Annotated in this window: 16 protein-coding genes and 1 pseudogene; 8 read left to right on the top strand and 9 right to left on the bottom strand. The window is 71.7% G+C overall.

From position 1 onward, the window contains the following. Positions 1 to 12: 12 nt before the first annotated feature. On the bottom strand, positions 13 to 2,388 hold the full coding sequence (locus GKE56_RS11735; protein WP_154684695.1) for a transglycosylase domain-containing protein: 2,376 nt from the start codon (positions 2,386 to 2,388) through the stop codon (positions 13 to 15). Between the two features lie 310 nt (positions 2,389 to 2,698). On the opposite strand from GKE56_RS11735, the gene GKE56_RS11730 reads away from it, so the two are divergent. Then, entirely contained in the window at positions 2,699 to 2,977 is a 279-nt protein-coding gene (locus GKE56_RS11730; protein ID WP_230208926.1) for a WhiB family transcriptional regulator, read from the top strand. Positions 2,978 to 2,992: 15 nt separating this feature from the next. On the opposite strand, the gene GKE56_RS11725 is transcribed toward GKE56_RS11730, so the two are convergent. From GKE56_RS11725 to GKE56_RS11715, 3 genes are read right to left on the bottom strand one after another with little or no spacing between them, the layout of a single operon-like run. Next, on the bottom strand, positions 2,993 to 4,159 hold the full coding sequence (locus GKE56_RS11725) for an ArsA family ATPase (RefSeq protein ID WP_154684693.1): 1,167 nt from the start codon (positions 4,157 to 4,159) through the stop codon (positions 2,993 to 2,995). Continuing rightward, on the bottom strand, positions 4,159 to 5,172 hold the full coding sequence (locus GKE56_RS11720) for an ArsA-related P-loop ATPase (protein ID WP_154684692.1): 1,014 nt from the start codon (positions 5,170 to 5,172) through the stop codon (positions 4,159 to 4,161). The genes GKE56_RS11725 and GKE56_RS11720 overlap by 1 nt, the downstream gene beginning before the upstream one ends. A 10-nt stretch (positions 5,173 to 5,182) precedes the next feature. Next, positions 5,183 to 5,968, bottom strand: a complete 786-nt coding sequence (locus tag GKE56_RS11715) for a S9 family peptidase (RefSeq protein ID WP_154684691.1) — start codon at positions 5,966 to 5,968, stop codon at positions 5,183 to 5,185. 35 nt (positions 5,969 to 6,003) lie between these two features. Between GKE56_RS11715 and GKE56_RS11710 the strand changes: the two genes are divergently transcribed. The 4 genes from GKE56_RS11710 to GKE56_RS11695 are packed head-to-tail and all read left to right on the top strand — an operon-like array spanning position 6,004 to position 8,311. Next, positions 6,004 to 6,159, top strand: coding sequence for a DUF4177 domain-containing protein (locus GKE56_RS11710; protein WP_154684690.1), 156 nt, complete (start codon positions 6,004 to 6,006; stop codon positions 6,157 to 6,159). Continuing rightward, on the top strand, positions 6,159 to 6,635 hold the full coding sequence (locus tag GKE56_RS11705; RefSeq protein ID WP_154684689.1) for a RidA family protein: 477 nt from the start codon (positions 6,159 to 6,161) through the stop codon (positions 6,633 to 6,635). Before GKE56_RS11710 ends, GKE56_RS11705 begins: the two co-directional genes overlap by 1 nt. A 12-nt stretch (positions 6,636 to 6,647) precedes the next feature. Beyond that, on the top strand, positions 6,648 to 7,484 hold the full coding sequence (locus GKE56_RS11700) for an NUDIX hydrolase (protein ID WP_230208925.1): 837 nt from the start codon (positions 6,648 to 6,650) through the stop codon (positions 7,482 to 7,484). A gap of 11 nt (positions 7,485 to 7,495) precedes the next feature. Then, the gene (locus GKE56_RS11695; RefSeq protein WP_154684688.1) at positions 7,496 to 8,311 is read left to right on the top strand and encodes an MBL fold metallo-hydrolase; all 816 of its coding nucleotides are present in this window, start codon (positions 7,496 to 7,498) and stop codon (positions 8,309 to 8,311) included. 24 nt (positions 8,312 to 8,335) lie between these two features. Here GKE56_RS11695 and GKE56_RS11690 read toward each other — a convergent pair. Continuing rightward, positions 8,336 to 9,015: pseudogene (locus tag GKE56_RS11690) on the bottom strand (Crp/Fnr family transcriptional regulator). A gap of 120 nt (positions 9,016 to 9,135) precedes the next feature. Between GKE56_RS11690 and nth the strand changes: the two are divergent. From nth to GKE56_RS11675, 3 genes are read left to right on the top strand one after another with little or no spacing between them, the layout of a single operon-like run. Beyond that, the gene (nth, locus tag GKE56_RS11685; protein ID WP_154685764.1) at positions 9,136 to 9,840 is read left to right on the top strand and encodes an endonuclease III; all 705 of its coding nucleotides are present in this window, start codon (positions 9,136 to 9,138) and stop codon (positions 9,838 to 9,840) included. Positions 9,841 to 9,872: 32 nt separating this feature from the next. Beyond that, complete coding sequence (locus GKE56_RS11680) at positions 9,873 to 10,559, top strand: CoA pyrophosphatase (RefSeq protein WP_230208924.1); 687 nt, start codon at positions 9,873 to 9,875, stop codon at positions 10,557 to 10,559. Continuing rightward, complete coding sequence (locus tag GKE56_RS11675) at positions 10,559 to 11,770, top strand: MarP family serine protease (RefSeq protein ID WP_154684687.1); 1,212 nt, start codon at positions 10,559 to 10,561, stop codon at positions 11,768 to 11,770. The genes GKE56_RS11680 and GKE56_RS11675 overlap by 1 nt, the downstream gene beginning before the upstream one ends. Positions 11,771 to 11,789: 19 nt before the next feature. On the opposite strand, the gene GKE56_RS11670 is transcribed toward GKE56_RS11675, so the two are convergent. Genes GKE56_RS11670 through GKE56_RS11655 form a run of 4 tightly spaced genes read right to left on the bottom strand, consistent with a single transcriptional unit; the run spans position 11,790 to position 15,106 of the window. After that, entirely contained in the window at positions 11,790 to 12,704 is a 915-nt protein-coding gene (locus GKE56_RS11670) for an alpha/beta fold hydrolase (RefSeq protein WP_154684686.1), read from the bottom strand. Positions 12,705 to 12,743: 39 nt separating this feature from the next. Continuing rightward, on the bottom strand, positions 12,744 to 13,139 hold the full coding sequence (locus GKE56_RS11665; protein WP_154684685.1) for a phage holin family protein: 396 nt from the start codon (positions 13,137 to 13,139) through the stop codon (positions 12,744 to 12,746). Positions 13,140 to 13,187: 48 nt separating this feature from the next. Next, a complete protein-coding gene (gene nhaA, locus GKE56_RS11660) occupies positions 13,188 to 14,564 on the bottom strand; it encodes a Na+/H+ antiporter NhaA (RefSeq protein ID WP_154684684.1) in 1,377 nt (458 codons plus the stop codon). Then, positions 14,561 to 15,106: an NADPH-dependent FMN reductase gene (locus GKE56_RS11655; RefSeq protein WP_154684683.1), complete on the bottom strand. Its 546-nt coding sequence runs from the start codon at positions 15,104 to 15,106 to the stop codon at positions 14,561 to 14,563. The genes nhaA and GKE56_RS11655 overlap by 4 nt, the downstream gene beginning before the upstream one ends. Between the last annotated feature and the right edge of the window lie 65 nt (positions 15,107 to 15,171).

Here is a 15,171-nt window from a genome sequence, read left to right as displayed (position 1 = left end):
CGACCGCCTGGGTCAGTGCTTCTTCGATGGCTTGGGTGTCGGGGTCGGCGGGGTCGGCGCGGACGTGGTCGGTGTCGGCGCCGGTGGCGGTGGCGGGACGCTGCCGGTCGAGAGGACCAGCCCGATGGTCGTGCCCCGCACCGCGGTGCCGCTCGGCGTCGTGAAGACCACCACACCCCTTGGCAGGGTGCTGTTGGTCTGGCCGCTGACCTGCACCGAGAAGCCGGCGCCACGCAGCACCGCGCTGGCCTGGTCGATGGTCATGCCGCTGACATAGGGCACGGCCAGGAGGTCGCCGTTGAGCAGCCTGTCGCTCGGCTGGTCGAACTGGCGGATGGCCAAGCCCTGGGACGCACCGTTCATGATCGCCTGCCACACCGGCGCTGCGATCGTGGCGCCGAAGACCTCGGGGTAGTACTGCCCGGCGAGGTTGATCCGCTGCATCGGCCGCTCGCTGTAGGGCGTGCCGACCCACACCGCCGTCGCCAGCTGAGGGGTGTAGCCGACGAACCACGACTCGACGTGGTCGCTGGTGGTACCGGTCTTGCCGGCGGACGGGCGCCCGCCGGACAGGCCGTCACCCTTGGCGGTGCCCTCGGTGATCACGTGGGTCAGCAGCTGGGTCGTGCCCTTGGCGATGTCGGGGTCGATGACCTGCGCGCAGGGGTTGGCCCGCAGCGTCAGCGGCTTCTTGTCGTTGGTGGTGATCGACAGGATCGGGTCCGGGGGGCAGTACTTGCCGTTGGCGGCGATCGTCGCGTAGGAGCTCGCCAGGGTCAGCGGCGTCGTGTCCGTCGCGCCGAGGGTGACCGCAGCGGGCAGGCACGGCGGCGCCGAACCGCTGCCCTGGTGCAGGTGCAGCTTCTTCATGGTGTTGAGGACGTTCGGGGTGCCGAGCTTGAACACGAGGGAGGCGAAGGCCGTGTTGACCGACTTGGCCACGGCGGTGGCGAACGGAAGCGGCTTGCCCCCGATGACGTCGTCGTTGCGGACCGGCCAGTCCTGCATCGCCGGGCAGGCGCCCTGCTCCTTGAGCGAGTAGAACGCAGGCTTGGTGGGGGTGGCGAACTTCGAGGGAATCGTGCCGTTGACCGGTATGCCGCTCTGCAGGGCCGTGACGATGGCGTACATCTTCGCGGTGGACCCGATCTGGAAACCGTTCTCACCGCCGTAGTCCCGGTCGACGTTCCAGTTGACCTGCGTCACGCCCTTGGCCGCGGCGTTCTTCGCGGTGCCATAGGTCGTGTTCTGCACCATGGCCAGGACCTTGCCGGTGCCCGGCTCGACGATGCTGGCCGCACCGCCGATCTGCACCTTGTTGCCGACCGGCACGCGCTGCGACAGCTGGTGGGCGGCCATGGTCTGGATGTCGGGGTTGAGGGTGGTCTGGATCGTCAGCCCGCCCTGGGTGATGTTCTTGATGCGCTCGGGCACGGACTTGCCGAGCTCGGGCATCTTCTTGAGGTAAGCCAGCACGTAGCTGCAGAAGTAAGGCTGGCTGGACGCGGCGCAGTTGCTCAGCGGCTGCTTGACCTTGAGCATCTTCTTGACGGGGATGGCCTTGGCGGCCGTCCAGTCCTTGTCGTTGATGATGCCGAGGGTGTGCATGCGGTCAAGCACGACGTCGCGGCGGGCCTGGGCCTTCGCCGGGAAGTGCACCGGGTCGGTCGTGCCCGGGTTCTGGACGAGACCGGCGAGCAGGGCCGCCTGGGGGAGCGTGAGCTTCTTGGCGCTGGTGCTGAAGTAGTGCTGCGAGGCGGCCTCGATGCCGTACGCCAGGTCGCCGTAGTACGCGAGGTTGAGGTAGCCCTGCAGGATCTGGTTCTTGGTCATCTCCTTCTCCAGGGTGACCGCGTACTTGAGCTCCTGGAGCTTGCGGGTGTAGCTGCGGGCGACGGCGGCCTTGGCGGCCTCTTCGTTGTTCGCCCGCAGGGCGTTCTCCTGGAGGGTGAGCTTGACGTACTGCTGGGTCAGCGTGGACGCACCCTGGGTGCCCGACCCCTGGGCGTTGGAGACGAGGGCTCGGGCGATGCCGCGCGGGTCCACCCCGCCGTGCTCGTAGAACCGGCTGTCCTCGATCGCGATCTGCGCCTTCTGCATGATCGGCGCCACCTGGTCGAGGGAGACGATGATGCGGTTCTCCTCCTGCGGCGTGGCGATGACGTTGCCCTTGGCGTCGAGGATCTTGGACTGCTGCGACAGCGGCGAGGCCGTGAACTCCCCCGGGAGGTTGTCGAACATCTGGACACCGGAGGTCGCCGCGCTGCCGGTGGCGCCCACTGCTGGGATCAGCAGACCGGCCGCGAGCAGACCCATGACCATCGACGTGGCGACGAAGGCTCCGAGCAGGCTGACGACGTTGCCGAGGTTGGTGACACGTCCATGCATGACGACAGGGTAACTGCCGAAGTTGGGTCGGGACGTCTGCGCGGGGCGGGGCGGGTCGTGGGGCAGGTCGTGGGACAGCGAGCGGGGCGGGCTAGTCATTCCCACCGAATTACTGGCTCAGAGTGACTAGTCCATTTGGCCATCGCAGAACTACACGAATGGGCCATGTCGTTGATGTGCCTTCATTTTCTATCGTTTTCAACGTCGATACGGACATATGGCGCAGGGTGAAGCGCCAATATCAGCAGTATCTGGAGGCACAGAGATGACGATCGCGCCAGCCCGGCCGGCCCGACAGGGGGGCTCCTGGATGGATGACTGGGCCCCGCTCGGAGCCTGTGCGAAGTCCGATCCAGACGCGCTGTTCGTCCAGGGGGCGGCCCAGCAGACGGCCAAGGTGGTCTGCCAGCGGTGCCCGGTGATCGCTGAGTGCCTGGCCGACGCCCTCGACAACCGAACCGAGTTCGGCGTGTGGGGTGGCATGACCGAACGCGAGCGTCGCGCCCTGCTCAAGCGGCGCCCGAACATCAGCTCGTGGGCGGCCCTCTTTGCGCAGGCCCGCTCGCAGTCGCCCGCCGAGAGTGCCTGACCCGCATCCATCCTTCTAGACGCGAGAACCCTGCGTCAGTGCCGCGGCGATGCCGCGCAACCCGGTGAGGTCGTGGATGTCCTGGGCCGCGGCCGGCACCTCCACCAGCGGTATGCCGGGGTGCCCGGCGGTGAACCGGCTCACCAAGCCCTCCTGCCGGGCGGCGGTCTCGGCCAAGGTCGCGTGCAGCCGCAGCAGGCCCTCGGTGGTGGCGGCGGTTCCGGTGCCGTTCGACGCATCGGCGAGCTGTTCGGCTGCGGCCAGCGCTCGTGACGCACTGAGCGATGGTGCGGCGACCCGCTGGATGCGGTTGACGACCAGGCCCGCGAGCGGCATACCTTCCTCGTCGAGCCGGCCGGCGAAGAACGACGCCTCGCGCAGCGCGTCGCGCTCGGGGGCGGCCACCACGACGAAGGCCGTCTCGGAGTCCTTGAGCAGCGCGTAGGTCTGGTCGGCCCGCTCGCGGAACCCGCCGAACATCGTGTCGAGGGCGGCGACGAACGTGCGCACGTCGCGCAGCATCTCGCCCCCCAGCACCTTGGTGAGCGTGCCGCTGACCACGCTGACGCCGACGCTGAAGACCTTGAACCCGGCGCGCCCGCCAGCCTTGGCCGGTGCGGCCAGCAGCCGGATGAAGCGCCCGTCGAGGAACGACCCGAGCCGGCTGGGTGCGTCGAGGAAGTCGAGGGCGGAGCGCGAGGGCGGGGTGTCGACCACGACGAGGTCCCACCGCCCGTCGCGGTCGGCCTCGGCCCGGAGCTGGCCGAGCTTCTCCATGGCCATGTACTCCTGCGTGCCTGCGAACGAGCTCGACACCGCCTGGTAGAACGGGTTGGCGAGGATCTGGGCGGCCTTGTCGGGCGTGGCGTGCTGCTCGACCACCTCGTCGAAGGTCCGCTTCATGTCGAGCATCATCGCGTCGAGCGAGCCGCCAGCAGCGGGGTCGACCCCGACGACGGGGCGCGGGGTGTTGTCGAGCTCGGTGAGGCCGAGGGACTGGGCGAGCCGGCGTGCGGGGTCGATGGTGAGCACGACCACCCGCCGTCCCTGCTCGGCGGCCCAGAGGCCGAGGGCCGCCGCGGTGGTGGTCTTGCCGACCCCGCCCGCCCCGCAGCACACGACGATCCGGGTCCGCTGGTCGGTGAGCAGGGCGGCGAGGTCGAGGGCGGGCGGCGTGGCCATCAGACCATCCCCTGCTCGGCGACCTGGGCCGCGAGCACGGCGATGCCCCCGGTGTCGGTGCCCTCGGCGAGCAACGGCAGCCGCACCATGCGGCGCCCCAGGGCGACGAGGAGGGCGTCCTGCTCGCGCTCGAGGGCCACGCGGTCGGCGTGCTCCCGCCCGTCGGCGAGCAGCCCGGCGACGAGCGGGTCGGTGGCCTTGACCCCAGCCGCGACCAGGTCGGCGCGCACCCCGGCTCGCAGCTTGGTGGTGGACCGGGCGGCGACAGCCTTGAGGGCGCGGTCGGTCAGCAGGGGGACCCGCAGCTGGTTCACGACGATGGCCCCGACCGGCAGCGATGCGGCCCGCAGGTCGGCGAGGGCGTCGACCGTCTCCTGCACGGGCATCTCCTCGAGGAGTGTGACGACGTGGACGGCGGTGGTGTGGCTGCGCAGCATGCGCGTGATCGAGTCGGCCTGCGACCGGATCGGACCCATCCGGGCGACGTCGGCCACCTCGGCGTTGACGTTGAGGAACCGCACCACCCGACCGGTCGGCGGTGCGTCGAGGATGACCGTGTCGTAGGCGGGCCCGCCGCTGCGACCGGTGCGGCGACCGGCAGCCTCGTAGACCTTGCCGATGAGCAGGACGTCACGGACGCCCGGCGCGATGGTCGTCGCGAAGTCGATGGCCCCGAACCGCTCGAGGACCGACCCGGCCCGGCCGAGCTTGTAGAACTTCTGGAGGTACTCGAGCAAGGACTCCTTGGCGTCGACGGACAGGCCCCACAGCTCGCCGCCGGTGCGGTCGTGGAGGATCCGGGTCTCGGTATGGCCGAGTGGCGCGACGTCGAAGGTCTGGGAGATGCCCTGGCGGCCCTCCACCTCGGCGAGCAGCACCCGCTTGCCCTGCCTCGTGAGCGCCAGCGCCAGAGCCGCTGCGACGGTCGTCTTCCCGGTGCCGCCCTTGCCGGTGACGACGTGCAGCCGGACCTTGGCCAGCCGCTGGTGGTCGTCCGTGGTCGCCTCGGGCATGCGGCCCAGCCTAGGAGGCGAGCAGGTCCACCGCTGCCAGGACCTGCTCGAACGCCGCGTTCTCGGGGTCGATCCACCCGTAGTGGCCACCGGTGTCAGCCGGGGTGAAGCGCACGCCGGGGCCGTGGTGGGCCGCGGCATACCGCTCGCTCAGCTCGAACGGCACCTCCTCGTCGTCCCGCGCGTGCAGCACGACCACCGGTATGCCGGCGAGCAGGCGCACCGGGTCGGCCGCGGCATAGGAGTCGGGTACCTGGGCCGGTGACCCGCCGAGGAACGCCTCGATCGCCCCACCACCGACCCCGGTCGCCTGTCCGTGGGCGAGGTCGAGGACGCCCGCGAGGCTGACGACGCCGCGCAGGCCGTGCGCCCACGGCTGCGCCGCCGCCCAGGCCACCAGCTGGCCGCCTGCGGAGTGCCCGACGAGGACAAGCGGATGCGCGGTGGGCTGGGCGAAGGCCGGGTCCTGCCGGATCGCCGTGATCGCCGCGGCGACGTCCTGCGCGGTGCCGGGCCACCCGCCGCCGGGCATGGCGGCGCGGCGGTACTCGACGACCGCGGTGGGGAAGCCGGCATCCGCGAAGGCCTGCGCCTGGCGGCTGGCGTGGCCGCGGTCGTACTCCGGGCGCCAGAACCCGCCATGGACCACCACCACCGTCAGCCCGCGGGTCACCCGGCGGGGCATCCGGACGTCGTAGACCTGCGCCGCGTCCGGGCCGTAGGAGATGGTGCGCGTCGGGTCCGCTGCCCGCTCGTCGAGCACGGCGATGGGATCGCGGTCCGCGCCATAGGCCATGTGGTCATCCTGCCAGCCATGGCTAGGCTGCACGCATGCGCAAGTTCGAGTACGCCACCGTGCCTCTCATCGTCCACGCCACCAAGCAGATCCTCGACCAGTGGGGAGAGGACGGCTGGGAGCTCGTGCAAGTCCTGACCGGGCCCGATGGCTCCGGACTGGTCGCCTACCTGAAGCGAGAGAAGGCCTGATGTCCGCCGTTGAAGACCGCCTTGCAGAGCTCGGCCTGACCGTCCCCGACGTCGCCAAGCCGGTGGCCGCCTATGTCCCCGCGATCCAGGACGGGCGCCGCATCTACACCTCCGGCCAGCTCCCCATGGTCGCCGGTGCCCTCGTCCAGACCGGCAAGGTCGGCGACGGCCATGGCCTGGTCCCGGCCGAGGATGCCGCCAAGCTCGCGGAGGTCTGCGCGCTCAACGCCATCGCGGCCGTGAAGTCCATCATCGGTGACCTCGACAAGGTCGCCCAGGTCGTCAAGGTCGTGGGCTTCGTCGCCTCGGACCCGTCGTTCACCGGCCAGCCGGCCGTCATCAACGGGGCGAGCGAGCTGCTCGGCAAGGCCTTCGGCGACGCCGGCATCCACGCCCGTTCGGCCGTCGGGGTCGCGGTGCTGCCCATGGACGCCCCCGTCGAGGTCGAGATCGTCGTCGCGCTCGCCGACGAGTGAGCGCCTGACCGGGTGATCCGCGACTTCCCCCTGGGCGACGCGCCGGCGCTGCGCGAGCGCGCCGGCGCGTGGCTCGCTTCGCCAGACCCTGGGAGCGGGGTGGTCCCGAAGCCCGCTGCCACGGTGATGTTCGTGCGTGACGGCCCCGCGGGGGTCGAGGTCTTCATGCTGCGCCGGGTGGCGACCATGGCATTCGCGCCGCGGATGATGGTGTTCCCCGGCGGCGGTGTGGATGCCCGTGACGCCGACACCTCCCTGCCGTGGGCGGGGCCGTCCCCGGCCGACTGGGCCTCCCGGCTCGAGGTGGCCGAGTCGACCGCGCGTGAGCTCGTCGCGGCGGCGGTCCGCGAGGTCTTCGAGGAAAGCGGCGTGCTCCTCGCGGGGCCGACCGCCGACAAGGTCATCGCCGACGTCAGCGGAGACCACTGGCAGGAGCAGCGGCGCCGGCTGCTGGCGCGTGAGGCGTCCCTGTCCGAGGTGCTGACCGAGCACGAGCTGGTGCTGCGCTCCGACCTGCTCGGCTACCGCTCCCACTGGATCACCCCGACGTTCGAGGGGCGCCGCTACGACACCCGGTTCTTCGCCGCGGCGGTCCCGCACGGCCAGCGCGCCGACGACCTGACCACCGAGGCCGACCTGGCCGACTGGGTGCGGCCCGCCGACCTGCTGGCCTCGTGGCGGGCTGGTGAGGCGCTGATGCTGCCGCCCACCATCGTCAGCGTCGAGGAGGTGGCCTCGGCCGCGTCGGCTGCCACCTTCATCGCCGAGCAACCACCGATCGCGCCCGTCCAGCCCGAGCTCGTCCAGACGCCGCAGGGCGTGGTCCTGCGCGCCCGGCTGCCGCGCTGAGGCACGCCGCCATGACCGCCACCCGTCCGCCCGAGCCGTCAGCCGCTGTCGGTGACTGGCAGGGCGGCCAGGTCTCGCCGCGAGCGCTGTGCATCCTGTGCCCCAACCCGGGCCCGATGACGCTCGACGGCACGAACACCTGGGTGCTGCTCGAGCCCGGTGCCACCGAGGCGTTGGTCATCGACCCCGGGCCCCTCGACGAGGCCCACCTGCGGGCCGTCGTCGCGGCGGTCGAGGGCAGGGGAGCGCGCGTCGTGCAGACCCTGCTCACCCACGGGCACGCCGACCACGCCGAGGGGGCGGGTCGCTTCGGCGAGCTGAGTGGGGCGCCCACCCGCGCCGTCGGTCGTGGCCACGACGACCTCGCCGACGGCACCGAGCTGCGCGTGGGGGGTCTCGAGCTGCGGGTGGTCGCCACACCCGGGCACACCTCCGACTCGGTGTCGTTCGCCCTGCCCGCCGACCACGCCCTGCTCACCGGCGACACGGTGCTCGGCCGCGGCACCACGGTGGTCGCCCACCCCGATGGCGAGCTCGCGGCATACCTCGAGAGCCTCGAGCGGATCGCACACCTCACGGGCGACGGTGAGGTGACGGCGATCCTGCCCGGCCACGGGCCGGTGGTGCCGGACGCCGCAGCGATGGTCGCGTTCTACCGCACGCACCGGGCCGAGCGGCTCGAGCAGGTCCGGCAGGCGGTCGCCGACGGCGCCTCAGGGGTCCAGCAGGTGGTGGAGCGGGTGTATGCCGACGTGCCCCGTGAGGTCTGGCCGGCGGCAGCCTTGTCCGTGGCGGCGCAGTTGGACTACCTGCGCGGCCGTTCCTGAGCGGCCGTTTCTGAGCGGCCGGGGTCAGCGGGCGCGGCGCTTGAGCCGCTCGACGTCGAGCAGCAGCACGGCCCGGGCTTCGAGCCGCAGCCAGCCGCGGGTCGCGAAGTCGGCCAGGGCCTTGTTGACCGTCTCGCGGGAGGCGCCGACCAGCTGGGCCAGCTCCTCCTGGGTGAGGTCGTGCGCGACCATCACGCCGTCCTCGACCGGCCGGCCGAACCGCGCCGAGAGGTCGAGCAGCGCCTTGGCGACCCGGCCGGGCACGTCGGTGAAGACGAGGTCGGCGAGGTTCTCGTTGGTGCGGCGCAGGCGCTGGGCGAGCGCGGCCAGCAGCACCTTGGCCACGCCGGGGCGACCGTTGAGCAGGGTGTTGAGGTCCTCGTTGCCGACCCCGAGCAACTGGGTCTCGGCCACGGCCGTCGCGGTCATCGTGCGCGGGCCGGGATCGAACAGGCTCAGCTCGCCGAACATCTCGCCGGGGCCGAGGATGGCCACGAGGTTCTCGCGGCCGTCGCTGGAGCGGCGACCGAGCTTGATCTTGCCCTCACGGATGACGTAGAGCCGATCACCCTGGTCTCCCTCGTGGAACAAGCACGTCGCCGCGCTCGAGCCGGGTCTGCGTCATGGACCCCAGGAGTGTCGTCGCAGCCTCGTCATCGAGGGCAGCGAACAAGCGGGGCCTTCTTCACCACGTCGTGATCCACGGGCGACAGTGTGCCACGTCGGTTGTCCGCTTCGCCCCGTAGTCTGTGCGGGTGTCTGGAGTCGCCCCCGCTGACCTCGCCCGGGAGTCGCCCGTCGCCCTGACGAGGCGCGCGCGGCGCATGTATCGCGCCCTGCACGACCGCTATCCGTACGCCCACTGCGAGCTCGACTTCGAGAATCCGCTCCAGCTCCTCGTCGCGACGATCCTGTCGGCCCAGACCACCGACGTCATGGTCAACAAGGTCACCCCGGCGCTGTTTGCCCGCTACCCCGACGCTGCGGCCCTGGCTGGCGCCGACCGTGAGGCCCTCGAGACGCTGCTCAAGCCCACCGGCTTCTTCCGCGCCAAGACCAACTCGGTCATGCGGCTCGGTGCCGAGCTCGTCGAGCGGTTCGGGGGCGAGGTGCCGCCTCGGCTCAAGGACCTCGTCACGCTCCCCGGTGTCGGTCGCAAGACCGCGAACGTCGTCCTGGGCAACGCCTTCGACATCCCGGGCATCACCGTCGACACCCACTTCGGGCGACTGGTGCGCCGGTTCGGGTGGACCGACGAGGACGACCCGGTCAAGGTCGAGGAGGCCGTCGGGGGGCTCTTCCCCCGCAAGGACTGGACGATGCTGTCCCACGTCGTGATCTTCCACGGCCGGCGCACCTGCCACGCCCGCAAGCCCGCCTGCGGCGCCTGCCCGGTGGCGCGGCTCTGCCCGTCCTACGGCGTGGGCGAGACCGACCCCGACGCGGCGGCGAAGCTGCTCAAGTTCGAGCTCGCCCCCGCCGCCTCGAGCGCCCCCTTCCCGTATGCCGTGGGGCCTGGTCCGCTGTGACGGCCGAGCTCTCCGCCTCCATGGGTCCAGCGGTGCCCCGTCCCGCCTGGCTCGACCGCGCCCTGGCCGGGGTGGAGCAGGCCGACGAGGGCTTCTTCGCCCGGTTCGCGCCGCCGCCTGAGGGCGGACGACGCTCCAGCGTGCTCATCCTGTTCGGGCCGGCCCCGCGGGGCGGCGAGGACGTCGTCCTGACCGAGCGGGCCCACACGTTGCGCACCCAGCCCGGTGACATCTCGTTCCCCGGTGGCAAACGCGAGCCGTCCGACGCCTCCGATGCCGCCGCCGCGCTGCGCGAGACCCAGGAGGAGGTCGGCATCGACCCGGCCACGATCGACGTCGTGGGCGAGCTACCGGCCATCTACCTCGCCCCCCGCAAGTTCGTCGTGACGCCGGTGCTGGGCTGGTGGGCTCAGCCCGGGTCGGTCGACCGGGTCGACCCGGGCGAGGTGCACCGGGCCGTGCGCGCGCCGCTGGCCGACCTGCTCGACCCGGCCGCTCGGTTCACCGTGACGCACCCCAGTGGCTACCGCGGGCCCGGGTTCGACGTCGACGGCCTGTTCGTGTGGGGGTTCACGGCGGGACTGCTGTCGGCTGTGCTCGATTTCGGCGGTTTGACCGTTCCGTGGGACCGTAGCGTTGAACGGTCCCTGCCCGTGCGCTACCAGCCCGGGGGTCGACGGGACGCCTTGACCCAGACCGCGACGGAAGGCCGGGCCTGATGTTCCTCGGACTCACCGTCCTCGACTACATCCTCATCGTGCTGTTCATCAGCTACGCCATCACGGGGTTCCGGCAAGGCCTGCTCGTCAGTGTGCTCTCGCTCGCGGGATTCCTCTCCGGTGGTGCCCTGGCGATGTGGCTCGTGCCGCTGGCCATGAACCAGTGGGCCCAGCTCGAGTCCTCGCCCCTGTTGCGCACCGTGATCCTCATCGCCGGGGTGTTCATCCTCGCCTCGACCGGTCAGGCGATCGCCGTGGCGCTGGGCGGGCGCGTGCGCTCGACCTTGCGGGTCAAGCCTGCCCAGATCTTCGACTCGGTGCTCGGCGCGGTCGCCGTGGTGCTGTCCGCCGCGGTCCTCGTGTGGTTCATCGCCGGGGCGCTGCGCGGTGGGGCCCCGGCGCCGATCGCCAAGGCCATCGGTGAGTCCCGCGTTCTTCGCATCATCGACGGGGTCGTCCCGCCGCAGACCTCGCGGCTCTTCGCCGGCTTCCGCGAGGTGCTCGACCGCGAGGGCTTCCCGCGGGTGTTCGACGGGCTCGAGGCCGAGCGCATCGCCCCTGTTGCGCCCCCGGACCCGGCTGTCGCCCAGTCCCAGGGCGTGCGCGACGCCGCGGACTCCATCATCAAGATCACGGGGGTCGCCGAGGCCTGCAACCGTGGCCAGGAGGGCAGCGGCTGGGTGGTCGCGCCCGAGCGGGTCGTCACGAACGCTCACGTGGTGGCTGGCATGAAGTCCGCGACCCTGCGCATCCACGGCACCGGCCGCTCCTACACCGGGCGGGTCGTCCTGTTCGACCCCCGGCGAGACCTCGCGGTGCTCGCCGTGCCGGGCCTGCAGGCCGCACCGCTGCGCCAGGGAGCCGACCTCGTGCGCGGCGATGCCGGAGTCGTCGCCGGGTTCCCGCTCGACGGCCCGTACCAGCTCGACGCGGCCCGGGTCCGCGAGGTGGTCGACGCCCGCGGCTCCGACATCTACGGCCAGCCCGGCACCAACCGTGAGGTCTACTCGCTCTACGCCCAAGTGCGTCCGGGCAACTCCGGGGGACCGCTGCTGGCGCCTGACGGCCGGGTCGTCGGCGTCATCTTCGCCAAGTCCCTCGACGACGACCGCACCGGCTACGCCTTGACCATCGCCGAGGCCCAGCCCGACCTTGCCGCGGCTGCCTCGGCGTCGAACACGGTCAGCACCGGCAGCTGCGTCGCGGGCTGACCGACCAGCCAGCGGAGCCTCAGCGGGGCAGGCGGCCCAGCCAGTCGAGCAGCTGTGCGTTGACGGCCTCCGGGGCCTCCTCGGGCAGGAAGTGGCCCGCCCCCGACACGAGGTGTCGCTCGAACGGCCCGGCCACGGGAGCGCCGGGCTCCGCCGCCGTGCTCGGCAGCACCACGCGGTCGTGTTCGCCGTGCAGCTGCAGGACGGGCACCGTGATCGGCGTGCGCATGGTGGCCGCGAACCGCCACCCGTCGGGCCGGAACTGGCTGCGCACCACCCAGCGGTAGTACTCGGCGGCGGAGTGGGCCACGAACGGGAGCGCCATGGCCTCGGCATACGTCCGCGCCTCCTCCGGCGAGGGCCAGATGCCCTCGGGCGAGGCCCACTCGCGCAGCAGGCGCTGTACGTAGCCGCCGTGCACGGTCATCTGGCGCTCCGGCACGAACGGTCGTTGCAGCCCGCCGAGATAGGCGTTGGCGCGCAGCTGGGTCGGGTCGGTGAAGGAGGCCTTCCGGAAGACCAGGGGGTGGGGCATCGACAGCGACGCGATGGCCCGGGTGACCGTCGGCTGCAAGGTCGGCATGCTCCAGGCGATCCAGCCGCCCCAGCCATGACCGACGACCACCGCGCGGGAGCCGCCCAGCGAGCGGAGCACGGACGCCACATCGGTTGCCGAGGTGCGCGTGTCGTAGCCGCGAGGCGGCTTGTCGGAGGCGCCGTACCCGCGCAGGTCCATCGCGCAGGCGCGGTAGCCGGCGGCGGCAAGCGCGGCCAGCTGATGGCGCCAGGCCCACCAGAACTGCGGGAAGCCGTGCAGCAGCAGCACGACCGGTCCCTCACCTTGCTCGGCCACGTGGAAGCGTGCGCCGTTCGCGGCGACGAAACGGTGCTCCCACGGGCCGTCGATGAGGGCCATCGAAGCGTCAAGGCTCATGGCGTCCGTATGCCGTTCGGGTGGGTTGAGCGCGGTGGTTCAGGAACCGGACTTGAGGGTGGTGATGGTGTCCTGGGCGTTCTTGATGGTGCGCTCGGGCTTGCCCTTCATCGCCTTCATGCTGGCGCGGCCGACCAGCGCCAGCACTGCCGCGACGAGGAAGAGGAGCCCGGTGGTGATGAGGTAGCCGGCCCAGACGGGCAGCCAGATCGCAATGACGTTGGCGATCGTGTGGAACAGGAAGATCAGGCCGAGCAGCCCGACGAAGGCCGCGGCGCCGAACATCGCGGCGCCCTTGCCCGCGGCCTTGGCGTCACTGGCGATCTCGGCCTTGGCCATGGCGATCTCGTTGCGCATGATCGTCGAGACGTCGTGGGTCGCATCGGCGACCAGCTGGCCGATGGTGCGTTCCGTGCTCTCCTGGTTGGAGCTCATGGGCTTCGCCTCGCTTCCGTCTGTCCGGTGGGTGCCGGCGTGCCAACCCTAACGGCCTTCATCGGTGCGCACATCCGAGGCATCGAAGCAGTCGGGCACGCCGTCGCCGTCGTCGTCCCGCACCTCGAGCTGGGCGAGCCGGCGGTAGACGCGGTTCCGGGTGCGCAGCGCCACTGTGGCCAGCAGGGCAGAGATCACCGATCCGAGGAGCACCGCGACCTTGATGTGCTGGTCGCGCGGGCTGGCCGAGCCGAACGCGAGCTCGCCGACGAGCAAGGACACCGTGAACCCCATGCCGGCCAGCAGCGACAACCCCAGGACGTCCCACCAGGCCAGGCCGTCGTCGAGCTCGGCGCGGGTGAAGCGGGCCACCAGCCAGGTGCCGCCGAACACCCCGACGAGCTTGCCGAGGACGAGCCCGAGGACCACCGCCACCGCTGCGTGGTCCGCCACGCTGTCGCGAAACCCACCACCCACGACCCGGACCCCGGCCGCGAAGAACGCGAACACGGGCACGGCCAGCCCGGCGGACAGCGGGCGCAGCCGGTGCTCTAGACGCTCGGCCACGTCGAGCCGGGTCGCCGGGTCGCGCGCCGGACCCGCCCTCCTGCGGGGCTTCACGGGGACGACGAGGCCGAGCAGGACGCCCGCCACGGTCGCGTGCACGCCGGACGCGTGGACCAGGGCCCAAGTCGCCGCGGCCAACGGCACGAGCAGCCACCAACGGGTGACTCGGCGCTGGGTCAGCCACGCGAAGACCGCGAGCGGAACGAGAGCCGCGGCCAGCAGCGCTGGTTCGAGCGTCCGCGTGTAGACCACGGCGATGATCGTGATGGCGACGAGGTCGTCCACGACCGCCAGGGTGAGCAGGAAGCTGCGCAGTGCGGACGGCAGGTGCGTGCCGATGACCGCCAGCACAGCCAGTGCGAAGGCGATGTCGGTCGCCGTGGGGATGGCCCAGCCGCGCAGCGCGTCGGTGTCCGCGCCGAGTGCAGTGACGCTCGCGGCATACACCAGGGCGGGTAGCGCGACGCCGCACAGCGCGGCGGCCACGGGAAGGGCGGCCTTGGCCGGCTCGCGCAGGCCCCCGACGAGCAGCTCGCGCTTGAGCTCCAGCCCGGCGACGAAGAAGAACAGCGCGAGGAGACCGTCGGCAGACCACTGGCCGAGGGTCAGGTCGAGGTGGAGCGCGCCGGGGCCGACCTTCCAGTCGCGCAGGTCGGCGTATGCCGCGAAGGCGGGCGAGTTCGCCCACGCCAGTGCGGCCACCGCCGCCACGAGCAGCAGGGCGCCCCCCACGGTCTCGGTCCGCAAGGCGGCCGTGACGCGCTGGGCCTCCGGCCAGCTGCTGCGGGCGAAGAGCCGCGGCCGCCCCGGGCGGTTGGGGGTGGCCGGGCGCGGGGTCCGGCGCGGGGTCGGGCTCACGAATCGTTGCGCGACGCTCGCGCGCGCTCGCGGAGGTCGGCGAACGTCGTCGCGAGCTGCGCCTCGACGTCTTCGCCCGCGATGACCTCACCCTGCTGGGACACGGTCTTGTCGAAGGCGAGCCCGGGTGCGTCGACCACGGTCATCTTGACCCGCTCGAGGGTCTGGCGCAGGGCCGACTTGGCGAACTCGGCCCCGCGCCAGCCGTAGCCGACGCACGCGACGGGAAGCCCGTCCCACTCGGCGTAGAGGAAGTCGATGGCGTTCTTGAGGGCCGCGTTGTAGCCGCGGTTGTACTCGGGCATGACCAGCACGAGGGCGTCGGTCGCGGTCATCGCCGCCGACCAGCGACGGGTGTGTTCGTGGGCGTAGTTGCCGTCGGAGGGTTGGCCCGGCTCGTCGAGGAACGGCAGGTTGAGCTCGCGGAGGTCGTGCACGGTCGTCTCGAAGTCGGCGGGCACCCGCTCGAGCACCCAGGCCGCGACGTGGTGGCCGATGCGCTCGGGTCGGGTGCTGGCGATGACGACGGACAGTCGGGGCATGGGCGAAGTCTCTCAGGCCCCTGCCGGCCCGGGTCGCCCGAACGGTGCCCGACGATCGGGTGAAC

This window comes from Nostocoides sp. HKS02, assembly GCF_009707485.1.
Taxonomy (GTDB): domain Bacteria; phylum Actinomycetota; class Actinomycetes; order Actinomycetales; family Dermatophilaceae; genus Pedococcus.
Note: the sequence above shows the minus strand (reverse complement) of the source record. Positions and strands in the feature narration are given on the sequence as shown.

Bases quoted from the DNA above. Each gene is read 5' to 3' on its own strand.
- GKE56_RS11735 (WP_154684695.1), bottom strand. From the start codon at position 2,388: ATGCATGGACGTGTCACCAACCTCGGCAACGTCGTCAGCCTGCTCGGA.
- GKE56_RS11730 (WP_230208926.1), top strand. From the start codon at position 2,699: ATGGATGACTGGGCCCCGCTCGGAGCCTGTGCGAAGTCCGATCCAGAC.
- GKE56_RS11725 (WP_154684693.1), bottom strand. From the start codon at position 4,159: ATGGCCACGCCGCCCGCCCTCGACCTCGCCGCCCTGCTCACCGACCAG.
- GKE56_RS11720 (WP_154684692.1), bottom strand. From the start codon at position 5,172: ATGCCCGAGGCGACCACGGACGACCACCAGCGGCTGGCCAAGGTCCGG.
- GKE56_RS11715 (WP_154684691.1), bottom strand. From the start codon at position 5,968: ATGGCCTATGGCGCGGACCGCGATCCCATCGCCGTGCTCGACGAGCGG.
- GKE56_RS11710 (WP_154684690.1), top strand. From the start codon at position 6,004: ATGCGCAAGTTCGAGTACGCCACCGTGCCTCTCATCGTCCACGCCACC.
- GKE56_RS11705 (WP_154684689.1), top strand. From the start codon at position 6,159: ATGTCCGCCGTTGAAGACCGCCTTGCAGAGCTCGGCCTGACCGTCCCC.
- GKE56_RS11695 (WP_154684688.1), top strand. From the start codon at position 7,496: ATGACCGCCACCCGTCCGCCCGAGCCGTCAGCCGCTGTCGGTGACTGG.
- nth (WP_154685764.1), top strand. From the start codon at position 9,136: ATGTATCGCGCCCTGCACGACCGCTATCCGTACGCCCACTGCGAGCTC.
- GKE56_RS11675 (WP_154684687.1), top strand. From the start codon at position 10,559: ATGTTCCTCGGACTCACCGTCCTCGACTACATCCTCATCGTGCTGTTC.
- GKE56_RS11670 (WP_154684686.1), bottom strand. From the start codon at position 12,704: ATGAGCCTTGACGCTTCGATGGCCCTCATCGACGGCCCGTGGGAGCAC.
- GKE56_RS11665 (WP_154684685.1), bottom strand. From the start codon at position 13,139: ATGAGCTCCAACCAGGAGAGCACGGAACGCACCATCGGCCAGCTGGTC.
- GKE56_RS11655 (WP_154684683.1), bottom strand. From the start codon at position 15,106: ATGCCCCGACTGTCCGTCGTCATCGCCAGCACCCGACCCGAGCGCATC.